Origin of the sequence: Solimonas sp. K1W22B-7, from assembly GCF_003428335.1 — a bacterium.
GTDB lineage: Bacteria > Pseudomonadota > Gammaproteobacteria > Nevskiales > Nevskiaceae > Solimonas_A.
Genome location: NZ_CP031704.1, coordinates 3,217,300 through 3,243,071 on the forward strand (window position 1 = coordinate 3,217,300; position 25,772 = coordinate 3,243,071).

Annotated in this window: 1 protein-coding gene; it reads right to left on the reverse strand. The window is 67.6% G+C overall.

Annotated elements, in window-relative coordinates:
* Positions 1 to 40: 40 nt before the first annotated feature.
* Positions 41 to 25,675 carry a filamentous hemagglutinin N-terminal domain-containing protein gene (locus D0B54_RS14555; RefSeq protein ID WP_117292016.1) on the reverse strand — a complete coding sequence of 8,545 codons (25,635 nt, stop codon included), beginning with the start codon at positions 25,673 to 25,675 and terminating at the stop codon, positions 41 to 43.
* Positions 25,676 to 25,772: the final 97 nt, after the last annotated feature.

Genomic DNA, 25,772 nt, shown 5'->3' on the forward strand with positions numbered 1-25,772 from the left:
CCGCCGCGACACGGCGGCCCGGTCCGCCCCACGAGGGGGCTCAGGTGCACTGCAGGCCGTCGCCCTCTTCGTCGGTCGTGGACTCGTACTCGATCGTGCCTGCGCCGAACTCCGTGTCGTCTTCTTCTTCCTGCAGTTCCAGGTCGTCCTTCGGCAGGTCGGGCATGAACTCCGAGTTCAGCGGCATATCGAAGCTGTCGGAAACATCGACCATGCCGTCCAGCACCACGACCGTGCCATTGGTCCCCAGGCTGCCCAGGCGGAAGATGTTGCCCTGGGTCATGAAGACGAAGTTGCTCTGGTGCGGGTCGACGATCACCGGGCCGTTCTCGCCGATGTAGATGTCGCCGAGGTAGTCCGCGCCGCCGATGGCGAAGGTGGTGCCGGGGAAGACGTTGAAGTGCTCGTCGCGATTGAGGTTGATCTGGCGCGCCAGCGAGGCCGCCGTCTCGATCCCGACCGTCGCATCCGGGTCCAGCGGGTTGTAGTGGACGAACAGGTCCAGCGGCGCCTCGATGCTGCCGGACAGGACCACCTCGTTGGCCGAGATGAACAGGTAGTCGCCCTCCAGGTCCAGCGAGCCCAGTGCCACACGGTCGGCGATGAAGCTGGCGTTGGGGCCCTGCGAGGCCGGCAGCAGTTCCGGGTTCATCCCGGACAGCGCCTCGATCAGGCCGTCGTCGCCGCCGATCGCGGCAAGGCCGGTCCCGACATGGATCGAAGTGCTGGCCAGCTCGATGCGGGTGCCCGCCTGGACCCCCAGCGCCGCGACGTCGATATCGGCGCCCTCGCCACCGTCCCTGACCGTGCCGCCGGCCTGGATCGTGAAGCGCCCGCCGGCGAGGCTGGACTCTTCCAGCACGACGTCACCGAGCGCACCGATCGTGGCAACGCCGGCCGCATCCAGGCTGACCCCGTCGAGATGGATGTCTTCCGCCGCCTGGAACGCCAGGTTGCCGCCCGAACCGATGCTGCTGTTGCTGATGGCCACGCTGCCATCGGTCGCCGTCAGGCCGAAGCTGCCGGAGTAGTCGACGTTGCCGCTGACGATGTCGATGCTGGCGGCTTGCAGCTGGCCACTGCTTCCTCCATCCAGGGTCACGCTGTCCAGACTGGCAGTGCCGCCTGCGTTGGCCGTCAGATCGCCCCGCAGGCGCGTGCTGGTGAGGACCAGGTTGCTGCCGGCATCGAGGGTGATGTCGTCAACCAGGAAATCGGCGGAATCCAGGGTCAGGGCGCCGTCGGCTTCCAGGTCGGCGCTGGCACCATGCAGCGTGCTGCCATTGACGCTGATCGTTGCGCCGTCGGCAACCAGGTTTTCGATGTTGAACCCGTAGCTGCCCAGGCTCAGCGAGCCCACCGCGTCCAGCGTCGCCGCATCCAGCGTCAGGCCGGCGTTCAGGGCGATGCTCTGCGCGTTGACCGTCAGCGAGTTGCCGCTGAGCAGGGCACCGCCACCGAGCGAGAAGCTGCCGGAGGCATTCACCGTGCTATCGGTGATCGTCGAATCCTGCGCGAAGCTGATCGCGATGTTCTGGCCGCTGAGATCGCCGAAGCTGACGCTGCCGGTGCTGGCCGTGAGGTCGATGTCCTGTGCCACGGTGACGTTGCCCACCGTGATGTTGCCGCCATTGACGGTGATGTCCACGGCCTGGGCGTTGACGTTGCCGAATACCGCGTCGGTGTTGTTGAGGTCGGCGAACAACGTGCCGGCCAGATTCAGGGTGCCGGCGTCCAGATCGGTTCCGAAGTCGAAGTCGGCATCGCCGCTGGCCGTGACCGTGCCGACCGTAATCGCGCCGTTGGGAGCGCTGAAGAGAGCGTCCGTCGCAAAGACATCATCGACGTCGATGTCGCCCAGCAATGCACTGAGGTCGACGAGGTTGGCGCGGATCGTCCCGTTCACCACCAGATCGTCGGTATGCGCCGTCGCCTCGAGGTCGCCTCCGGTCACGGTGATGGCACCGGTGCCGATGCCGCTGCCGTCGATCGTGATGCCGCCGGCCCCGACCGTGAGTGCGCCGGTGTTGACCTGGCCCGTGCTGTTGAGGATCAGGGTACCGGCACCGACCTTGGTCAGGCTCACCGAGCCGCCACTGACGTCTGCCAGGCCCGTGCCGGCACTGAGGTCGCCGGTCACCCTCAGGGCACCGCCGGCCGACAGCTCGACGCCGTTGCCGCTGATCGTGGTGCCGGTGAGGTTCAGGTGGCCGCTATTGGCCGTGACCAGCAGGATGCCGGAGTTGACGATCGTTCCGCCCGCCGTCATGTCGACGCTGCTGCCGATCACCGAATCGTCGAGCAGGATGTTGCCGGCCGTGGCCGTCAGCTGCAGCGTACCGCCGCCGACCTTGGTCAGGTCCAGGTTGCCGCTGCTGGCCGTAGCGGTCACATCACCCGCCGACGAGACGATGCCGCCGGTGATGCCGCTGCCATTGACCGTGATGTCACCTGCCGTGGTCGTGAGATCGCCGGTGTTGACCTGGCCACCGCTGGAAAGAATGATGTCGCCGGCACCGATCTTGTTCGTCGATATGCGCGCGCCGCTGAGGTCCGCCAGGCCGCTGCCCGCGTCGAGATCACCGATCAGGGTCAGCGCCCCGCCTGCATCCAGATTGGCGCCGTTGCCCTGGATCGACAAGGCCTCCAGATCGAGCGTGCCGCCGGTGGCGTTGATGGTCAGGATGCCGGAGTTGATGAGCGTGGTGCCGGAGTAGGCATTCACGCTGCTGCCCTGCACCGCGCCGCCGAGCACGATGGCGTTGGCCTCCAGGTCCACCAGGCCGCTGCCGGTGATGGCGCCGCTGGTCAGGGTGCCGCCCGTCGCGGTCAGCGTGATCACGTCGCCGCGGGTGATGCCGACGTCCAGGTCGCCGCCAGTGGCCGTCAGGGTCACGTCGCCGCCGCCGGTCGCCGTCACGGCGCTGAGGTTCAGGTCGCCGCCGGCGACGCTGATGCCGCCGAGGCCCGCCGTCATGTCGCCGCCCGTGATCTGGCCGGCGCTGGTGAGGATCAGCTGGCCGGCACCGATCTTGGTCGTGGAGATGCTGGCACCGCTGAGGTCCGCCAGCCCCGTACCGGCATCGAGATCACCGATCAGGGTCAGTGCCCCGGTTGCATCCAGATTGGCGCCGTTGCCCTGGATCGACAAGGCCTCCAGATCGAGCGTGCCGCCGGTCGCGTTGATGGTCAGGATGCCGGAGTTGATGAGCGTGGTGCCGGAGTAGGCATTCACGCTGCTGCCCTGCACCGCGCCGCCGAGCACGATCGCGTTGGCCTCCAGGTCCACCAGGCCGCTGCCGGTGATGGCGCCGCTGGTCAGGGTGCCGCCCGTGGCGGTCAGCGTGATCACGTCGCCGCGGGTGATGCCGACATCCAGGTCGCCGCCAGCGGCCGTCAGGGTCACGTCGCCACCACCGGTCGCCGTCACGGCGCTGAGGTTCAGGTCGCCGCCGGCGACGCTGATGCCGCCGAGGCCCGCCGTCATGTCGCCAGCCATGATCTGGCCGGCGCTGGTAAGGATCAGGGTACCGGCGCCAACCTTGTTGAGGCTCACCGAGTTGCCACTGATGTCCGCCAGAGCGGTACCCGCGCTGAGGTCGCCGGTCACCGTCAGGGCACCGCCGGCCGACAGGTCGACGCCATTGCCGCTGATCGTGCTGCCGGTGAGGTTCAGGTGGCCGCTATTGGCCGTGACCAGCAGGATGCCGGAGTTGACGATCGTGCCGCCCGCCGTCATATCGACGCTGCTGCCAATCACCGAATCGGCGAGCAGGATGTTGCCGGTCGTCGCCGTCAGCTGCAGGACCCCGCCGCCGACCTTGGTCAGGCCCAGGTTGCCGCTGCTGGCCGTGGCGGTCACATCACCCGCCGACGAAACGATGCCGGCTCCGATGCCACTGCCGTTGATCGTCATGCCGCCAACGGTGGTGGTGAGGTCGCCGGTCGTGACCTGGCCCGTGCTGTTGAGGATCAGGGTGCCGGCGCCAACCTTGTTGAGGCTCACCGAGCTGCCATCGATGTCCGCCAGGCCCGTGCCGGCGCTGAGATCGCCGGTCACCCTCAGGGCACCGCCGGCCGACAGCTCGGCGCCGTTGCCGCTGATCGTGCTGCCGGTGAGGTTCAGGTGGCCACTGCTGGCCGTCACCAGCAGGACACCGGAATTGACGATCGTGCCGCCCGCCGTCATGTCGACGCTGCTGCCGATCACGGAGTCGGCGAGCAGGATGTTGCCGGCCGTGGCCGTCAGCTGCAGCGTACCACCGCCAACCTTGGTCAGGTCCAGGTTGCCGCTGCTGGCGGTGGCGGTCACGCCACCCGCCGACATGACCACGCCGGCATCGATGCCGCTGCCATTGACCGTGATGTCACCGACCGTGGTCGTGAGATCGCCGGTATTGATCTGGCCCGCGCTGCTGAGGATCAGGGTACCTGCGCCAATCTTGGCCGTGCTCACGCTGGCACCGCTGAGGTCCGCCAGGCCGCTGCCAGCGTCGAGATCGCCAAGCAGGGTCAGTGACCCCGTCGCATCCAGGTCGGCACCGTTGCCGCTGATCGACGTGCCCTTCAGCCGCAGCAGGCCACCGATCGCCGAGACATCCAGCAGGCCGGAGGACGACAGTGTTGTCGCCGCATCCAGATCCACCGTCGCGCCCTGCACCGCAGCGTTGAGCACGATGTCATGGGCAACCGCCGCCACCGCGCCGGTCGCGGTCAGCGGGCCATTGAGCGTCAGTGTGCCGCCGGTGGCGCTCAGCGTCGCCGAGTTGGCGCCGATCGAGCTGCCCGCCAGCGTCAGGGCACCGGCGGTGGCCGTCACGTCGAGCACGCCGCTTGCCGTCAGCGTCGTCGCGGCGTCCAGGTTCACCGTGCCGCCCTCTACCGCGCCGTTGAGCACGATGGCATGGGCCGCGGCGCTGAGCGCCCCGCCGGCCGTGAGGGTGCCCACATCCAGGGTCCCGGCATTGGCCGTCAGCGTGACGACGTTGCCGCCGAGGTTGCCGCCCAGCAGATCGCCGCCGGTCGCGGTCAGCGCGAGCGTGCCGCCCAGCGTGACATCGCTGCTGCCGAACAGGCTGGCGACATCGAGCGACACGGCCGTCGCCTGGACGTTGTCGGCATTGATGCCGAAGGCCGAGATCAGGCCGTTGGACGAGGTCAGGACCACGGAGCCACCAGAGCCGGCATCGAGCAGGCCGGTGACGCCGATACCGTCCCTGCCCGACAGCAGGATCGAACTGGAGGTCACCGACGTCACGTTCAGGTTGAGCACCCCGGTCGACGCCGTCATGTCGATCACGCCGGAGACGTCGCCCGCGTTGATGGTGATGCTGCCGCCATCCACGCTGCCGCCCAGTACCACGTTGGTCGCATCCATGGTCACCGCACCGGGGCTGCTGACGCCGCCCAGGCCGATATCCTGCGCCGAGTCCAGGTCCACCGACGCCGCGTTCAGCATGCCGGCGATGATGTCGCCGACCGTGGAGGTCAGCGCCAGGGCGCCCGTGACGGTCAGGTCGCCGAAGTTGATGTCCCGCGCGGTCACATCGAGGCTGCTGCCGGTGACGGCGCCGGTCGTGATCGACCCATTGGTCGCCGCCAGGGTGACGCTGCCGCCGGAGCCGGCATCGATGAAGCCGCTGACGAGGAGGTTGTCGTTCGCGCTCAGGTCGATCACCGGCGCGAGGACGTTCGCGAAGATGTTCAGGTCACCGGCGGTGCTGGTGACATCCACCAGCGTGGCGGACGTCAGATTGATGGCACTGATGGTGACCGTGCTGCCGGAAACCAGGCCGCTGAGATCAACGTCCCCCGCTGTAGCGGATATGCCAACAATGTTGGCGGCACTCGCGCCAGCGATCTCCACATCGCCGCCGTTGCTCAGCACGTCGATAGCGCCGCCAGGCGCCGACAGGACGCCCGTCCGGATCAGCGAGGTGGTACCGCCGAACTGGTTGCCGATGCGGATGCTGCCGCCGGTGGCGGTGACATCCTGAAGACCGATCGTGCCGCTCGTGGTGTGCACGTCGATGACATTGAAGCTGTTGCCGGCGCCACTGATGCTGCCGCTCACCTGGACACCCGTGCCGCCGTCCAGGGCGATGCTGCCGCCGATGGAGTTGACCGGACCATTGATCGTGAGCAGGCCGTCGGTGTCGAGATCGATGCCGCCATCAGCGGTCAGGTTGTCCAGCGTGACGCCACCGCCGAAGCCCTGGATCGTCGCCTGCTGTGTCGCCGAAACGGTGTCGGCGCTGATCAGGCCGCTGGTGGTGCGGATGTCGAGGCTGCCGTTGCCGGCGATCACGTCCGCCAGAACCAGCGGGCCATTGCCGGCCTGGACGGTGACACCGCCGTTGCCGGCCACCAGGTTGCCGACCACGTCCAGCGTGTCGCCGGAGATCAGGCTGATGCCGTTGCCGCCCACGACCGCCTGCAGGTCGAGGAAGCCGCTGCCCTGGATGGCGACGCCGCCGTTGAGCGCCGAGGCCGCGCCGCTCAAGGTGATGTCGCTGGCGTTGCCGCCGAACTGGTTGCCGATGCGGATGCTGCCGCCGGTGGCGGTGACATCCTGAAGACCGATCGTGCCGCTCGTGGTGTGCACGTCGATGACCTGGAAGCTGGCACCGGCGCCGCTGATGTTGCCGTTCACCGCGATGCCGGTGCCGGCATCCAGGGCAATACCGCCGTTGGCGGCGTTGACCGGGCCATTGATCGTGAGCAGGCCGTCGGTGTCGAGATCGATGCCGCCATCAGCGGTCAGGTTGTCCAGCGTGACGCCACCGCCGAAGCCCTGGATCGTTGCGAAGCCCGTCGCCGAAACGGTGTCGGCGCTGATCAGGCCGCTGGTGGTGCGGATGTCGAGGCTGCCGTTGCCGGCGATCACGTCCGCCAGAACCAGCGGGCCATTGCCGGCCTGGACGGTGACACCGCCGTTGCCGGCCACCAGGTTGCCGACCACGTCCAGCGTGTCGCCGGAGATCAGGCTGATGCCGTTGCCGCCCACGACCGCCTGCAGGTCGAGGAAGCCGCTGCCCTGGATGGCGACGCCGCCATTGAGCGCCGAGGCCGCGCCGCTCAAGGTGATGTCGCTGGCGTTGCCGCCGAACTGGTTGCCGATGCGGATGCTGCCGCCAGTGGCGGTGACGCCCTGCAGGCCGATCGTGCCCGTCACGGTGTGCACGTCGATGACCTGGAAGCTGGCACCGGCGCCGCTGATCGCGCCGTTCACCTGGACGCCGGTGCCGCCGTCCAGGGCGATGCTGCCGCCGATGGAGTTGACCGGACCATTGATCGTGAGCAGGCCGTCGGTGTCGAGATCGATGCGGCCGTCGCCGGTCAGGCTGCCCAGCGTGACGTCGCCGCCGAAGCCCTGGATCGTCGCCTGCTGTGTCGCCGAAACGGTGTCGGCGCTGATCAGGCCGCTGGTGGTGCGGATGTCGAGGCTGCCGTTGCCGGCGATCACGTCCGCCAGAACCAGCGGGCCATTGCCGGCCTGGACGGTGACACCGCCGTTGCCGGCCACCAGGTTGCCGACCACGTCCAGCGTGTCGCCGGAGATCAGGCTGATGCCGTTGCCGCCCACGACCGCCTGCAGGTCGAGGAAGCCGCTGCCCTGGATGGCGACGCCGCCATTGAGCGCCGAGGCCGCGCCGCTCAAGGTGATGTCGCTGGCGTTGCCGCCGAACTGGTTGCCGATGCGGATGCTGCCGCCAGTGGCGGTGACGCCCTGCAGGCCGATCGTGCCCGTCACGGTGTGCACGTCGATGACCTGGAAGCTGGCACCGGCGCCGCTGATCGCGCCGTTCACCTGGACGCCGGTGCCGCCGTCCAGGGCGATGCTGCCGCCGATGGAGTTGACCGGACCATTGATCGTGAGCAGGCCGTCGGTGTCGAGATCGATGCGGCCGTCGCCGGTCAGGCTGCCCAGCGTGACGTCGCCGCCGAAGCCCTGGATCGTCGCCTGCTGTGTCGCCGAAACGGTGTCGGCGCTGATCAGGCCGCTGGTGGTGCGGATGTCGAGGCTGCCGTTGCCGGCGATCACGTCCGCCAGAACCAGCGGGCCGTTGCCGGCCTGGACGGTGACACCGCCGTTGCCGGCCACCAGGTTGCCGACCACGTCCAGCGTGTCGCCGGAGACCAGGAGGATGCCGTTGCCACCCACGACCGTCTGCAGGTCGAGGAAGCCGCTGTCGCGGATGTCGACGCCGCCGCCGACCGCCGAAATCGCGCCGGTCACGGTGATGTCGGCGCCGCCGCCGCCGAACTGGTTGCCGATGCGGATGCTGCCGCCGGTGGCGGTGACGCCCTGAAGATCGATCGTGCCGGCAGCGGTGTGCACGTCGATGATCTGGAAGCTGGCACCGGCGCCGCTGATGTTGCCGTTCACCTGGACGCCGGTGCCGCCATCCAGGGCGATGCCGCCGTTGGCGGCGTTGACCGGGCCATTGATCGTGAGCAGGCCGTCGGTGTCGACATTGATGCCGCCGTCGCCCCTCAGGCTGCCCAGCACGATGTCGCCACCGAAGCCCTGGATCGTCGCAAAGCCCCCGCCCGCGACGCTGCCCGCCGTCAGGTCACCGGCCGCGGTGCGCAGGTCGATACTGCCGGTGCCGGCAGCGACGCTGGTCACATCCAGCGTGGTCCCCGCCAGCAGCGTGACGCCGGTCCCGGCGCCCACCGTCTGCAGGTTGATCAGGCCGCTGCCGCGGACGTCGACGCTGCCGGTCACCGCGGACAGGTCCTGCGTGATGACATTCGTCGCGCCCGTGGCGAACTGGTTGCCGATGCGGATGCCGCCGCCGGCGGTCACGTCCTGCAGGGTGATCGCGCCGCCTGCGGTGTGGACGTCGATGCTCTCGAAAGTGTCGTCGGCGCCGCTGATGTTGCCCAGCACCAGGATGTCGCCGCCGGCGTCCAGGCCGATGTTGCCGTTGGCGGCGTCCACCGCGCTGTTGATCGTGAGCAGGCCATCGGTGTCGAGATCGATGCCACCGTCAGCTCTCAAGCTGTCCAGCAGGATGTTGCCGCCGAAGCCCTGGATCGTCGCGAAGCCCGATGCGGCGATGGTGCCGATCGTCAGGTTGCCGGCCGCGGTGCGCAGCTCGACATCGCCGGCGCCTGCATCGACGCTGGTCACGTCCAGCGTGGTGCCAGCCCGCAGGGTGGCACCGGTCCCTGCCATGACGCTCGGCAGGTCGATCAGGCCGTCGGCCTGGATGTCGACGAAACCGCCGACCGCCGATGCCGGGCCCGCCAGGGTGATATTCGTGGCGCCGCCGCCGAACTGGTTGCCGATGCGGATGCCGCCGCCCGTGGCGGTCACGCCCTGCAGGTCGATGAGGCCGCCGACCGTGTGGATGTCGATGTTCTCGAAGGCGTCGTCGGCGCCGGCGATGTTGCCGCTCACCAGGACGCCAGTGCCTGCATCTAGGCCGATGTTGCCGGTGGCGGCATCGACGGTGGCGTTGATCGTCAGCAGGCCGCCGGCGTCGACCTCGATGCCGCCGTCGGCATCCAGGCTGTTCAGCATGACGTCGCCGCCGAAGGCCTGCACCGTCGCGAAGCCCGAGGTGGTCACGCTGCCGATCGTCAGATCGCCCGCCGTCGCGCTCAAGGTGGCGTTGCCGATGCCCGCATCGACACTGGTCACGTCCAGCGTGGTCCCGGCCAACAGCGTGACTCCGGTGCCGGCGGTGACCGTCGGCAGATCCACCGCGCCGACATTGCTCTGCACGTCGATGAACCCGTTGAGCGCCGAAAGGGCACCGGTCTGGATCAGCGTGCTGGCACCGCCGAATTGGTCGCCGATGCGGATGCTGCCGTTGGTGGCAGTGACGTCGTTTAGAGTAATCGTGCCGGTGACTGTGTGGACATCGACGATGTTGACGCTGTTGCCGGCGCCGCTGATGTCGCCGTTGACCAGGATGCCGCTGCCGGCACCCAGGATAACGTTGCTGTTGACGCCGCTGACGGCGTTCACCGCTCCATTGATCGTGAGCAGGCTGTCGGTATCAACGTTGACGCCACCGTCAACCGTCAGGCTGCCCAGCGTGACGTCGCCACCGAGCCCCTGGATCGTCGTGAACCCCAAGGCCATGACGCTATCGGCCGTCAGAGTGCCGGCCGCGGCGTGCAACTCGATATTGCCGCCGGCGTCGACGCTGGTCACGTCCAGTGCGGTCCCCGCCCGCAAATCGATGTCGGTGCCTGCCACGACAGTCAGCAGATCCAAGGCGCCGACACTGCTAATCACGTGGACGGAGCCATTGAGCGCCGATAGGGCGCCCGTCTGGATCAGCGTGGTCGCACCACCAAACTGGTCGCCGATGCGGATGCCGCCGCCCGTGGCGGTCACGCCCTGCAGGTCGATGAGGCCGCTGGCCGTGTGGATGTCGATGTTCTCGAAGGCGTCGTCGGCACCGGTAATGTTGCCGCTCACCAGGACGCCGGTGCCTGCATCCAGGCCGATGTTGCCGTTGGCTGCATCGACGGTGCCATTGATCGTCAGCAGGCCGCCCGCGTCGACTTCGATGCCGCCGTCGGCATCCAGGCTGTCCAGCGTGACATCGCTGTCAAAGGCCTGGACCGTCGCAAAGGCGCTGGTCAGGATCGTGCTCACAGTGAGGGTGCCGCCCTGCGCAAAGATGCCGACGTTGCCGCTCCCTCCGTCCACGACACCGCCCGCCAGGTTGACGTTGCCGGCCGGCCCGCCGCCGGGGAAGCTGCTGCCGGCGGTAATGCTGACCTGGCTGGCTGCGCTAACAAGCTGCGCAGGCAGATTGACGTCGAGAAGAGCGGTCAGGAAAACACCACCCGTGGTGGACTCCAGCAGGCTTGCGGTCCCCAGTAGACTACCGGCGGTGGACGTCAGCGTCAGTGTGCCGCCGCTCAGGCTCAGGCCCGTCAGGTCGAAGTCGCCGGCATTGTCCGTCAGCTGCAGGTCGCCACCGAAGTCAAGGTCGGCACCGGTCAGCAGGATGTTGTCCACCGAGGCCGTGAAGCTGCCCGGCGCGATGAGCGTCGCATTCGTCAGGTTCAGTGTGCCGCCGACCGTGATGCCGATCGTGGCGAACGGGCTTCCGCCCGCGATGGTCACGTTGGCTCCGCTGAGATCGACGTTCCCGGCCGCCGCGGACAGCGTCACGTCCTCGGTCGACATCAGCGTCGAGTTGGCGGCCAGGATATTGGTGTCCGAGGTGATGCTGATGCCGCCGGCGGTCGCCTCCAGCAAATTGTTGTTGATATCCACCACTGCGCCGTTGAACGTCAGCGAGGTTGCCTCCAGCATCCCCGCCTCGATGCGGGCATTGTCCGCGGTCAGGCTGAGCGTGCCGTCGAAGGTGGAATTGGTCACCGACAGCTCATCGGTGGGAGCGGTGCCGTTGACGGTGATCTGCGAGGCGCCGCCACCCGTGAAGGTCACGCCGCCGATGGCGACCGTGTTGCCGACGTTGAAGAAGAATCCGCCGAGAGCATTGAGTGTCGAACCGCCGCTCATGGTCAACGAGGTCACGGCATCGCTGGTGATCTGGCCGCCGAAGTCGGCGGTGCTGCCATTGCGGAAGATCACGACATCGCCGTTGAAGATCAACGATCCGCCGCCGCTGAGGTCGCTGTTGTCGATCGTCAGCGTGCCCCCCTGCGCGCGCAAGTCGACGTTCTCGCCGCCGACGACATCCGTGTCCGCGGCAACGGTGGCACCGATCAGGGAAATATTGCCGCCGCCACCGCCGGAACCGGACTCCAGGGTCACATCACCCGTCGCCCTGAGCAAGGCATTGTTGGCCAGGATGTCGACGTCGGAGTAGAGCCGGACATTGCCAGCCGTGGCCGTCAGCAACTGGCCGTTGACGTTAACGCCCACCCCGCTGTCAATCAGGATATCGGTAGCGGTGAGACCACCCGCCTGGATTCCGCCGTTGTCCGCCGTCAGGCTGAGCGTGAAGTCGAAGGTCGAACCCGTCACCAGCAGCGTGGAAGGACCGGTGCCGTTGGATGTGATCTGCGTACCGCCGCCACCCGTGAAGCCCACGCCGGCGATCGTCGCCGTGCCGTCCGAAATCAGCAGGAACCCGCCGGCACCGTCGAGCGTGGACCCGCTGATCGTCAGTGCCGTGTTCGCGTCGCTGGTAATGAGGCCGCCGAAAGTAGCCGACGTGCCGTTGATCATGCTCACCACATCGCCGTTGAAGATGAGCTGTCCGGCACCCGTGAGATCCGCGTTGTTGATCGTCAGCGCACCGCCCTGGGCCCGCAAGTCGACATTGTCGGCCGGCGAATCCGTACCCGCGGTCAGCGTGGCACTGGCCAGGCTGATGCTGCCGGCGCCACCGTTATAGCCGGCTTCCAGGATCACGTTGTCCTCTGCGGTCAGCACCGTCCCGTTGGCAGAGATGCTCGCTTCGGAATAGATGGCAATGCTGGTCCCGGTCGCCGTCAGCGTCTGGCCAGCGATATCCACGCCGGCACCACCGAGGATGAGAATGTCCGTGGCACTGGTGCTGCCGGCCATGATGCCGCCGTTGTCCGCCGTCAGGCTGAGCGTACCGTCGGAGATCGAACCGGTCACGGAAAGCACCGTGGCACCCGTGCCATCGGCCGTGATCTGCGTCCCGGTGTTACCGATGAAGGTCATGCCCGAGACGTTCGCCGTACCGCCCGAAAGGAACTGGAACCCGGTGCCGAACGGCGTGGTGACCGTCAGCGTCGAATTGCTCAGCGTCAGGGTCGTCCCGATGTCGCTGGAGATCTGGCCGCCGAAGGTCGCGGTGGTGCCGTTGACCAGGTTCACCACGTCGCCGTTGGCAATCAACCGGCCGCCGCCGCTGAGGGTCGCGGCATCCAGCGTCAGGATGCCACCCTGTGCACGCAGGTCAACGTTGTCACCCGCATCGATGCCTGATCCGAAGGTGGTCCCCACCGCCGAAAGGTCACCGTTCCCGGTGATGTAGCCGGCTTCCAGGATGACCGTATCGGCAGCCGTCAGCGTCGCGCCGTCAGCCAGGATGTCGGCGCGGCTGTAGAGGCTCAGTCCGCTGGCCGTGGCATTCAGGACCACGCCTCTCAGGTCCAGCGTACCGGTATAGATGTCGATACTGATCGTGCCGCCGCTGATCGGGCCGTTCAGGGTGGCCGAGTCGACGTCGATGTCGACCGTGGCCGCCGTGATCGCATCCACCGTCAGGGCACCCTCGGAGTTGCCCATGTCGGCCGTGCCGGCCGTCGCCGTGACACTGCCGGTCGTGATCGAGTTCGTGCCGTTGACCGTGACGCTGCCCGTGGTCGAGGTGAGATTGCCGACGTCGACGTTGCCGGCGTTCAGGCTGCCCGTGCCGCCTGTGTTGGTCGCGTTGATCGTGATCGAGTTGCCCGCCAGCACCACACCGCCGCCACCCGCCCCGTCGGAGCCGACGACGTTGCCGTGATCGGCCGCCAGCGTGACACTGCCGCCCGCCGTCAGGTTGGTGAAGAGCACGTCCGGACCGGGCGCGCCGGTGGCGTGCAGGTCGATGTTGCCGCTGACGTCGACGTCGCCGCGCAGCTGCACGCCGTTGGCGCCGGTGGCCGTGATGTTGCTGCCTTCCAGCGTGCCGACGTCGATCTTGCCGCTGCTTGCATTCAGGGTGACGTCGCCCGCCGATGCGGTCAGCACGTTGGCCGGGTCGCTGGTCAGGTCGCCGGTGGTGGAAATGTCGATGAGGCTGGCCGCGTTGACGTTGCCGTGCAGGGCAACGCCGCCGTTGTAGGCGTCGATGTCGACGCTGCCCGAGGTGGCGTTGATGAAGCCGTTGATCGTGGCGGAGTCGACGTCGATGTCGACGATGGCGGCCGTGATCGAGCCCGCCGTCAGGGCACCATCGAAGCTGCCGAGCCTGGCCGTGCCGCTGCTGCCGGTCATCACATTGCCGACACCGATCGACACCGTGCCAGTGACCGTGACACCGCTCGCAGCCGCGGCAGTGCCCGCCGTCAGGTCGCCGACGTCGACGTTGCCGGCGTTCAGGCTGCCCGTGCCGCCTGTGTTGGTCGCGTTGATCGTGATCGAGGTGCCCGCCATCACCACGCCGCCACCGCCTGCGCCGTCGGAGCCGACGACGTTGCCGTGATCGGCCGCCAGCGTGACGCTGCCGCCCGCCGTCAGGTTGGTGAAGAGCACGTCGGGGCCGCCGGTGCCGGTGGCATGCAGGTCGATGTTGCCGCTGACGTCGACGTCGCCGCGCAGCTGCACGCCGTTGGCGCCGGTGGCGGTGATGCTGTTGCCTTCCAGCGTGCCGACGTCGATCTTGCCGCTGCTTGCATTCAGGGTGACGTCGCCCGCCGAAGCGGTCAGCACGTTGGCCGGGTCGCTGGTCAGGTCGCCGGTGGTGGAAATGTCGATGAGGCTGGCCGCGTTGACGTTGCCGTGCAGGGCAACGCCGCCGTTGTAGGCGTCGATGTCGACGCTGCCCGAGGTGGCGTTGATGAAGCCGTTGATCGTGGCGGAGTCGACGTCGATGTCGATGATGGCGGCCGTGATCGAGCCCGTCGTCAGGGCACCCTCGGAGCTGCCCAGGTTGGCCGTACCGGCTGCCGCCGTGACGCTGCCGGTCGTGATCGAGATCGTGCCGTTGACCGTGACGTCGCCCGTGGTCGAGGTGAGGTTGCCGACGTCGACGTTGCCGGCGTTCAGGCTGCCCGTGCCGCCTGTGTTGGTCGCGTTGATCGTGATCGAGTTGCCCGCCAGTACCACACCACCACCGCCCGCGCCGTCGGAGCCGACGACGTTGCCGTGATCGGCCGCCAGCGTGACGCTGCCGCCCGCCTTCAGGTTGGTGAAGAGCACGTCCGGACCGATCGCGCCGGTGGCATGCAGGTCGATGTTGCCGCTGACGTCGACGTCGCCGCGCAGCCGCACGCCGCTGGCGCCGGTGGCGGTGACGTTGACGCCCTCCAGGGTGCCGACGTCGATCTTGCCAGCGCTCGCGCTCAGCAGGACGTTGGCGGTCGCCGATGTCAGGGTGTTACCCGGATCACTGGTCAGGTCGCCCACGGAGAAGATGAAGAGGCCACTACCGGCACCGGTAACGTTGACATCGCCGTGCAGGGCGACCCCGCCGGTGTAGGCATGGATGGCAAGGGAACTGACGGTGGCGTCGATATCGCCATTGATCGTTGCCGAGCCGACGTCGATGAGGACCAGGCTACCGCTGATCGCGCCCGTCGTCAGGACGCTGTTGACGCTGTTGAAGTCCACCGTGCCATTGGCGGCGGTGACATCGTCGACGTCGATCGAAACCGTGCCCTGCACCCTGACCGCCACGTTCAGTGACGTCAGGTTGCCGGTAACGACATTGCCGCCGTCCGCGTTGCCCGTGCCGCCACCCGTGTTGTACGCGTTGATCGTGATCGAGTTGCCCGCCAGCACCACACCGCCGCCACCCGCCCCGTCGGAGCCGACGACGTTGCCGTGATCGGCAGCCAGCGTGACACTGCCGCCCGCGGTCAGGTTGGTGAAGAGCACGTCCGGACCGATCGCGCCGCTGGCGTGGAGGTCGATGTTGCCGCCGATGTCGACGTCGCCGCGCAGCCGCACGCCGCTGGCGCCGGTGGCGGTGATGTTGTTGCCTTCCAGCGTGCCGACGTCGATCCTGCCGCCGCTCGCGCTCAGGATGATGTCGCCGGCTGCCGCCGTCAGGATGTTGCCCGGGTCGCTGGTCAGGTCGCCGGTGCTGGCGATGTCGAGGTTGCCCGTGGTGGCATCGACGTTGCCGTGCAGGGCGACGCCGCCGTTGTAGGCATCGATGTCGACGTTGCCGACGGTGGCATCGATGAAGCCGTTGATCGTGGCCGAATCGACATCGATATCGACCACTTCCGCCGTGATCGAGCCGGCCGTCAGGGCGCCGTTGGAGTTGCCCAGATCGGCCGTACCGCTGGTGGCGGTGACGCTGCCGGTCGTGATCGAGATCGTGCCGTTGACCGTGACATCGCCCGTGGTCGAGGTGAGGTTGCCCACGTCGACGTTGCCGGCGTTCAGGCTGCCCGTGCCGCCTGTGTTGGTCGCGTTGATCGTGATCGAGTTGCCCGCCAGCACCACGCCGGCCGCGGCGCTGGAGGCCGTGACGTTGCCGTGGTCGGCACGCACGGTGACGCTGCCACTCGCCGTCAGGTTGGTGAAGAGCACGTCCGGACCGGCCGCGCCGGTGGCACGCAGGTCGATGTTGCCGCCGACGTTCGCGTCATCGCGCAGGATCACGCCCGCGGCGCCATCGATATCGACGTTGTTGCCCGCCAGCTTGTCCACATCCACCTGGCCAGTGCTGGACTGTAGCCGCGTCGTGCCGCCGGCGCTGAGCGTGGTGCCGTCCACCGCCTTCAGCAGTCCGGTGGTGAGCACGTCGATATCACCGAGCGTGCTCGTGACGTTGCCGTTGAGTGTAGCGCTGGCGGCATCGATATCGACGCCGGTGTCGGCGCTCAGGGTGCCCAGCGTGACGTCGCCGCTCAGGGCCTGGACCGTGGCAAGGCCCGAGGTGTCTACAGTGCCGACCGTCACGTCGCCCGTCATCACCAGCAGGTCGATGTTGCCGGTGCCGGCGTCGATGCTGACCGCATCCACCGAGCCGTCCGCCAGCAGCCGGACGAAGGTTGTGCCGGCGGTGATGGTCTGCAGGTCGAGATCGCCGCTGCCGGCGATTTCCACCGAACCGGTGACCGCCGAGGCGGCACCGCTCAGGGTGACGTTGGTGGCGCCTGCCGCGAACTGGTTGCCGACGCGGATGCCGCCCGCCGTGGCGGTCACGCTGGCGAGATCGATCGTGCCGCCGCTGGTGTGGATATCGATGAAGTCGCTGAGAGCACCCGCACCGCTGATCGCCCCCGTCACCAGGATATTGCCGCCCGCGTCCACCTGGAACACGCCACTTCCATTCGAGATCGCGCCATTGACGGTCAGCGAACCGCCGGCATCCACGTCGATGTTCGTGTTGACGCTGAGGCTGTCGAGGGTGACGCTGCCACCTGTCGCATTGATCGTTGCACTGCCCAGCGTCGTCAGGACATCGCCAAGGTCGATGTTGCCGGCGCCGGAGACGGCGCCGGCACTGACATTGATGGCGCCAACGGCCGTGATGTCACCCTCGCCCGCCGTGCCCAGCACGTCGCCGCGATCGGCCGTCAGGGTCACCGTCGTGTTCGCATCGAGCTGGGTGTAGCTGACGTCCGCACCGGCACCCGTGGCATGCAGTTCGATGCTCTCCGCCGTGATCGTATCCGCCGTGATCGATGCCGCACCGCCACTGCCGAGAACAAACACCTCGCCACCCTGCAGGAAGTTCCCCAGGGTGATGGCGCCATTGACGCCCCGGACCTCGACACCACCGCCCGCGCCCACATTGGCCGCATTGACGGTGATCGCGCCGTTGAGGTTGCGGATGAAGGCATGTCCGTCGCTGACGTCGGTGGCCACGCCGCCGACCAGGATGGCACCCGCGCTGGTGTGCACGTAGAGCGGCGCGCTGCTGCCGGTACCGGCACCGCCGTCCGCGGTGAGGGTGCCCACAGTAATGGCAGCGTCGTTGGAGACCGCCACCGTGCTGCCGCTGACGTCCAGCAGGGTGATCGCGCCGGCACCCGTGAAGCTGGAGTCGATATCGACCGCGCCAGCTGCGGAAATCGTTCCCGTGGCCGTGATGCCCGTGGCCGCGCTGAGGGTCACCAGCCCGGTGGAAACGATGCCGGCGGTATTGATGCTGCCGCTGGCGGAAGCATCCAGCGACACGTCCCCCGCGTTCAGGACACCGGAGGTGATGCCGCCGGCCGTGTTGAGCGCGGTGATGCTGGCGCTGTCGGTGATCGTGCCCAGGGCAATGGTTCCGCCATCGGCGGTGACCTTGAGATTGCCGTCGAGGTCGATTCCGCCGGTCAGCGTCGCGCCGCCGTCGCCATGAATGGCGGCGAAGCCCGCGCCGGCCGCGCTGGTGGTCAGCAAACCGACTGTCGCCGTACCGCCGGCATCCACATCGATGGCCGGCGCCACGAGGCTGCCATTCTGCGTGGCGGTCAGGGCCCCTGCGCTGATGGAGCCGTCGTTGGACAGTAGTACGGTGCTGCCACTGACACCCAACAGGTTGACCACGCCAGCGCCGGCGAAACTGGAGTCGATATCGACCGCGCCAACCGCGGAAATCGTCCCCGTGGCCGTGATGCCCGTGGCCGCGCTGAGGGTCACCAGCCCGGTGGAAACGATGCCGGCGGTATTGATGCTGCCGCTGGCGGACGCATCCAGCGATACGTCGCCTGCGTTCAGGACCCCGGAGGTGATACCGCCGGCCGTGTTGAGCGCGGTGATGCTGGCGCTGTCGGTGATCGTGCCCAGGGCGATGGTTCCGCCATCGGCGGTGACCTTGAGATTGCCGTCGAGGTCGATGCCGCCGGTCAGGCTCGCGCCGCCGTCGCCATGGATGCTGGCAAAGCCTGGCGTAGCCCCCGCACCGCCCGGAGTGGTGGTCAGCAGACCGACCGTGGCGGTGCCGCCGGCATCCACCGTGATGGCGGGCGCCACCAGGCTGCCGTTCTGCCGGGCCGTCAGGGCACCTGTCTGCACGTTGCCAGTGGCGTCGAGTTGCACCAGGCCGCCGGTAACAGCCCCGACCTGCAGGTTGCCGCCATTGGCGTGCATCTCCAGCAGCAGGCCGGCGGCGGAATCCAGGGACGCATCGCCGCTCAGCGTGATGCCGGTAGTGGCGTTCAGCGCCATGGTGTCGTAGGCGCGCAGATTGTTGCCGACGATGCTGTCGGCCTGGGCGTCGAGCGCGCCGGTCACGTTCACGGAGTCCGCGACGCCGGTGCCGAAGGACAGCTGACCGCTCGCATCGATCTCCAGCAGTCCGCCGTAGCCGACCGAGAACAGGCCGCCCGGGGTCAGGTTGACGTCGCCGCCCTCCAGGGTGGCCTCACCGACGCCACCGATATTGACACCGCCAATATCCAGCGTGCCGCCAGCCTGGGCCTGCACGAAGATGTCCGGAGACGCCGTGGCGCTGGTGCCGCTGTTGACGGTGCCGCTGATGCTGATGGCACCGTCATTGACGATCTTGACCTGGCGTCCCGAAACGCCCTGGAGGCTGATGTTGCCGGTTCCGCCGACGCCGTCGATTTCCAGCGTGCCGCCGGGCCCGCCGGTGAAGTCGGAGTTGGCGGTCACGGCGCCGATGAAGGTGATATTGCCCGTCGACCGCAGATCGATGCTGTCCGTCGCCTCCAGCGCGCCGCCGTCGATCTGGCCGGCCGTGGCGTCGAGGTTGCCGACCAGGGAAAAGTCGGTACCGAAAAACAGGGCCCCGGTCGCTACCAGCTTCAACGTGGCGTTGCTGCCCACGGCATAGCTGGCGCCCGCCACCGAGATGCTGGAGCCGTTGAGGTAGGCGCGGCCGCCGCTGCCCGTCAGGCTGATGCCGGCAACATTGATGTTGCCGGTTGCGGTGACATCGATATCGAAATCGCCGGAACCTGAGCTGAGGCCCTGGGCCGTCAGCAGGTTCGCGGAAACATCACCGGTGTTGCCGATCTGGACACGCTGGCCCGTCACGCTGCCAAGGTCGACCAGCCCGGCGATGTCGATGCCGCCGTCAATGTCGACCAGCGCCGCCGCCATGACCGAACCGGCCGTGACATTACGGCCCGAGGTGATCGACACGCCGCCGCCGGCATCCAGCGTCCCGGCACTGATGTCGCCCGCGAAGGCCGGACCGAAGGTATTGACCAGCGTGATGTCGCCATCGGCGACGATGCGGCTGGCATTGAAGGAATAGGACCCTGCGATGTTGGTGAGCATCTGCAGGTAGACGTCACCGTCCGCCGTGTCGATGTTGGCGTAGATGCCGGCACCGGAGTTGGCGGTGCCGGTGAGATTGCCGGAGACGACACTGAAGGCATCGAGGCTGGTGCCCAGCGACAGCGTGCCGCCGTCGGCGCGTATGCTGATCGATCCGCTGGAGCCCGCGGCCACGGAACCGGTCACGGTCACGCCGGCGACGCCGTAGAGGCTCACCTTGCCGGCGCCGCCGAGCACATTGATGTTGCCGATGCCAAGGATCTGCCCGCCGTTGAGCGCGTTGACATTGACATCGTTGGTCGAGGGCAAAGCGTTCGCACTGGCCGTGATCGAGCCGGTACCGATCAGGTCACCATAGATCTGCAGCTCCACGCGCTGCGCGACCAGCGCGCTCAGGTCCATGCTGCCGACCGCGCCGCCGCTGGAGCCGGCGAACATCACCAGGTCGCCCGCGGCCTGGATCAGCGCCGTAGCCGTGATGTCGCCGAGCGCATCGATGCTGATGTCGCCCGCCGTAGCCTGCACCGGGCCGTCGAGGATCACATCATTGCCGGCATCGATGACGATGCCAATCGTGTCGTTGGCGCCGAGCGACGCGCCCGCCTGCACTTCCACGTCACGTACCGAGTTGATCGTGACATTGCCGCCCGCGTTGACGATGCCGCCGATCACCACGTTGTTGGCCGTGCCGCCGCCGGAGGCATTGTTGACCGTCAGGTCGCCGTTCACGCTGACGTCGAAAAGGAGGATGTCCGCCGCCGGGCCACCGTTGCTGCGCAACTGCAGGCTGACGTTGTCGCCGCTGGCGATCCAGGCGGACAGGCTGCCGCCGTTGTCGGCGTAGGCCGTGAAGTTACCGGTCAGGTTGACCGGGCTGCTGGTGCCCGAGGATCCGAGGTGCACGAAGCCACCGGTCGAACGCACCGTGATCGTGCCGCCGGCCCCGGCGTTGGCATCGCCGTCCAGGGTTACATTGCCCTGTCCGAAAACGTCGATGGTGCCGACAGCGCCGCCAAGCGTGAGCGCGCTGTCGATGAAGATTGCACCCGTGCCATGGGCATCGATGTCGATGCCGCCGGCCGTGCCGCCGGTGGCGCTGACGCCGTTGATGCTGATGCCGCCGTTGCCGACGAAGGCCGCGGCATTCAGCGTCACCTTGCGGCCGGCGATATCGCCGGTCGCCGTGATATTGCCACCGTTACTGGTTGTCGCGATCAGGTTGCCGCCCTGCGTCACCACCCCCATGGCAATGTTGCCGTTGTTGGTGGTGAGCTTCAGCGTACCGCCGAGACCGACGTCGGCATCCCCCGTCAGGGTCACGCCGCCGTGACCCTGCAGGGTCACATAGCCATTGGGCGTTGTTGTCAGGATGTCCCCCGCGGAAACCGTGGCACCGGTGTCGAAGGCAAACAGGCTGATGTCGCGGCTGCCCGAATTGCCACCGCCGCCGGCGGTCAGCGCACCGACGGTGATGCCGCCGCCCGCGGTCACCTCGATACGGTCCGCCGTCACGCCGCCCAGCAGCGAGACCGTACGGCCGAAGCCGGCGGCGATGTCCGCCAGCGTGCCATCGGCGGTGCCCGCCGAAACCGCGCCGGTCACCGTGACGTTGCCATTGACGGCGCTGAGGCCCAGGCTGCCGGTAACGCCGACAGCGCTGGCCGTGACGCCGGTGTTGCCGCTGGCCATCAGGTTGCCGGTCAGGCTGAAGTTGCCGAGGTTGAGCGTGCTCTGGGTATTCAGTGTCAGCGTACCGCCGCCGACATCGTAACTGCCCGTAGGCAGGGTGATGCCGCCGTTGCCCGACAGGGAGACGAATCCAGCCCCGACGAGGTCGATCGCCGCCACGTTGGTGATACCGGCGCCCGACACCTCGATATCGCGGTCAAACGAATCACCCGTACCCGCGGTGCTCAAGGTACCGGTCACCGTGACGCCGCCGTTGAAGGCGATGATGTCGATGCGGTCCGCCGAGATATCATCGACGGTCACGCCTCCCGGGGGTCCGGCGAGGCCACCACCCAGCGTCACGTTGCCGTTGCCGCTGATTCCCCCCACCACCGATACAGCGCCGCGCGCCATCAGCGACAGGTCACCATCGACAGTCATGCCGGTGGTGATATCGACATCACCGATGCCCAGGCCGGAGGTGGTGCCGGTGAGGTTGCCGACCAGATTGAAGTCCGTGGAGGGACTGACGCCCTGGAAGAAGATATCTCCGCCCTGGGTCGTGATGTCGATGGTGCCGGCGGTGCCGACATCCGCAGCACCTTGCAGCTCCACGCGCGTGCTGCCGCCGAGGCCCTCGATCAAGACGCGCCCGCCGCCGGCCTCGGTGACCGTCAAGCCATTGATATCGATGTCGCTGAAGCTGCTGACATGGACGTCGTTACCCGCACCAGCGACCCCGCGAGCCAGGATCGATCCCACGGTGATGGTGCCGCTGAGGATCTCCACCGCGTCACCGGTCGCCTGGCCGATGTTCACGGCACTGCCGACGCTGATGTTGTCGCCGATCACCAGCAGGTCCGCACCGGCGGACAGCTGCGTGAAATTCATCGTGGCGCGGCTCTGTACGAACAGGTCGCCCGTGGCGGTCAGGGCACCGCCGCTGAGGTCGTCGGCCGTGACATTGAGATTGCCGTCGAAGTTCTGGCTGCCCAGGGCCAGGTCGGCGTTGGTCACCAGGCTCAGCGTGCCGCTGGCACCGACATCGTAGGTGACGAGGCTGGTATTGCTGAATCCGTTATTGGCGAAGAGATAGGCCACGCCGTCGCTGGACAGGGTCAGGCCGCCGATATTGGCGAAGGCCCCGCTCCCTTCGGCGCTGATCTCGACATCCGGCAAGGACGGGCTACCGCTTCCACCGGCAAGGACGCTATTGATCGTGATGGTGCCATTCTGGTTCTGCACCAGGACACGATCGGCGGAGGCAAGGGTAATAGACACCGAGTCCGCACTGCCACCGCCGATGCCGGCGACCACGCTCAGGGTTCCTGCGGCGGTGGCGCCGGTCAGGCTGACGCTGCTCTGCGCTTGCAGTGTCAGGTTGCCACTGGCATCGACCGCGCCGCCGCTGATGTTGTTGGCCTCCACGACCAGGTTGCCGACGTAGTTCGACGTGGCCAGGCTGATGTTGTTGGGCCGGAAGTGCAAGGTCCCGTTGGCACCGACGTTGAAGCTGCCGGCCGCGGTGTTGGCGATGTTGTTGCCGCCAAGGAGGACATAGCCGGAGCTGTCCAGCGTCACGCTGCCGATAGTGACCGTGTTGCCCGCGTTGATGTACACGTCGGCCACGGTGGAGCCAGGGCCCGTGCCACCGCCACCTGCGCTGATGCTGGTGGCGGTGATGTCGTCCTTGTTCGTCAGGATCACCCGATCGCCACGAACCGACAGCACGTTGATGGCCCCGCCAGCGACATCGATATCGGCAACCCCGCCGGCAAAGATCGCGCCGCCATAGGCGCCGGCAAAGTTGACCTGGGTAGCCGCATCGATCTCCAGCGAGCCACCGACATCCAGCACGGTGCCGGGGCCGGCAATGCTGCCGACACTGCCCGTGACCGTCCCGGCACTGATCTTCAGGCTGCCGTCCACGGTGACCGAGGTGATCGAGAAGAAATTGCCCAGGTTGGTGGCGTTGGCGCTGGTCACATCCAGCATGCCGCCGCTGCCGACGTCGTAGCTGCCGCCGCGCAGGTTGACGACATCAGCGGCATCGATCACCGCCCGGCCATCGGACAGCAAGGTCAGGCCATTGAGGGTGATCGAGCCGCCGCCGGTGGTCTCGATGGAGATGTCTCCGCCCACCCCGAACCCGCCGCCCGCGGTGATCTGGATACTGCTGATACCGGTGTTGAAGGCGGACAGGTGCACGTCCTCGCCGGTGATCATGGCAAGGTTGATGCCGCCGCTGCTGGCGTTGAGGCCGGACTGGAGCGTGATGATCGCCGTCCCGGCATCGATCGACGTACCATTGATGTGCCGGCTCGCGTCGATGTCGACCGCGGCCGCGTTGGCGGCGGTGATCGTGGTGAGGTTGATGTCGGCGCTGCTAGCGCTGCTGTTGCTGATGTCGATACTGCCACCCGTGCCCGTCAGCGTGACGGCGCCAAGGTCGATGCCGGCAACACCGGAAACGGTGATATCGGAGGCAGTGATCGTGCCGGTCCCGATGGCGCCGCTGCTGCCAAAGGTATTGCTGATGACGACGGCGCCGCCCGCCGTGATATTGCCGACATTGATGTCGTCGGCGCCGGTCACGTCGAGATCGTCACCCGCCTCGAGGTCTCCGACATTGATGTCGCCGAACGCGGTACCGCCCGAGATGCGCAGGCGCCCGTCGACGCGAATGGCGTTACCCAGGTTCTGGAAGAAGATGCCGCCGTAGCTGCCGCCCCCGCTGGGATTGAAGTTGGTGAAGATGGAACCGGACGCCGGCGGGCCATCGACGAACTTGCCGCCGTTGGAGCCGGCGATGGTACCGATGCCCAGCAGCAGGCTGCCGCCGTTGCCGGCGCTCCGGCCATCCAGGGCGCCACCGTTCATCGCCGCCATCGATATGCTGTTTGTCGCCACGATCGCGACGTCGGCACCCGATTGCAGCTGCGCCTCGATGAAATTCTCGCGAACCGTGGCGTTGGGTCCGATGGAACCCGAAGTGCCCGAACCCGCCGCGATGGTCACATTGGTCGGATCGATCAGGATACGGCCGCCGCGGCCCACGTTGACCGTGCCGCGCACCACCAGGCTGCCGTGCCCGGACAATTCGACGAAACCGCCGAGGCGCCCGGCAGGGCCCGCGGTCGCGCTGATCAGCGAGCCTTCCGCCGTGCGTGCATCACCTTCCGCGATGAAGCGCACCATGCCGCCGTCGCCGCTGCCGGCGCCATCGGCACGGATCACGCCCGTCTCGGTCAGCGTGACGTCCTGCTGGCCATGCACGATGACACGGCCGCCGTCGGCATTGCCGGTGCCCGAGGCATCCAGCGTGCCGGAGTTCTCGATGTCGCCGCCCTCGGCGGTCAGGAAGATCGCGCCGTCGCGCTCTTCCACCGAGCGCGCCGTGATCTTGCCGCTGTTGTTGATGACGTTGCCGATCAGGCTGCGCGCCACCTTGGCGTCCAGCACCACGGTGCCGCCGTTGGCGACGATCTCGCCGATGTTCTCGATGCCGGCACGGTCGGACAAGGCCGCCGCGTCGATGGAATAGCCCACCAGGCCACTGTCGTCCAGGGTCAGGGTCAGCCTGCTGCCCGAAGCCAGCAACACTTCGCCACGGTCGGCGCTGATCACGCCGGCGTTCTCGACGCGATCCGCCGCCAGCACCACGAAGCCGCCCTTGCCGGCGCGGAGGTTGCCCTCGTTGCGGATCGTGCCGGGCGCGGCCGTGCCCTGGGCGAAGACGTGACGGCCGGACATGAAGTCCTGGTTGCCGATGTCCAGCGTCGAGGCCACCAGGCCACCGACATCGACACGCGAACCGGCGCCGAACATCACGCCCTGCGGGTTGATGATGAAGACGCGGCCGTTGGCGCTGACGTTGCCGAGAATCTCCGAGGGCAGCCCGCCGATCACGCGGTTGAGCACCGCGGCCGAGGCATTGGGCTGGTTGAAGACGACGAACTCGCTGCCGCCGACCGAGAACTGCTGCCAGTTGATGACGGCGTTCTGCGAGGTCTGGTTGATGACCGTGTTGTTCGCGGAGGGAGTGCCGATCGTGGCCTGGCCGGCCACCACACTGCCGCCGGTAGGGCCTGCCAGCGCCAGGCCTGGGACGAGCGCTCCCGCAGCCGCACCGTAGAAACGCAGGAGTCCCGGGGAAGAAAGGGGACGCAGCTTGAAGAAAGGCTTGCTCATGAAGCTCTCCCTACATCCAGACGGCCGTGTGGCGGCTCTTTGCGCTGCAAAACAAGCAATAGGTCGGTGAGGCCCCCGTCATTCCAGGTTTGAATGA

What these genes read in the sequence shown, in the direction of transcription:
- D0B54_RS14555 (WP_117292016.1), bottom strand. Translation starts at nt 25,675, where the DNA reads ATGAGCAAGCCTTTCTTCAAGCTGCGTCCCCTTTCTTCCCCGGGACTC.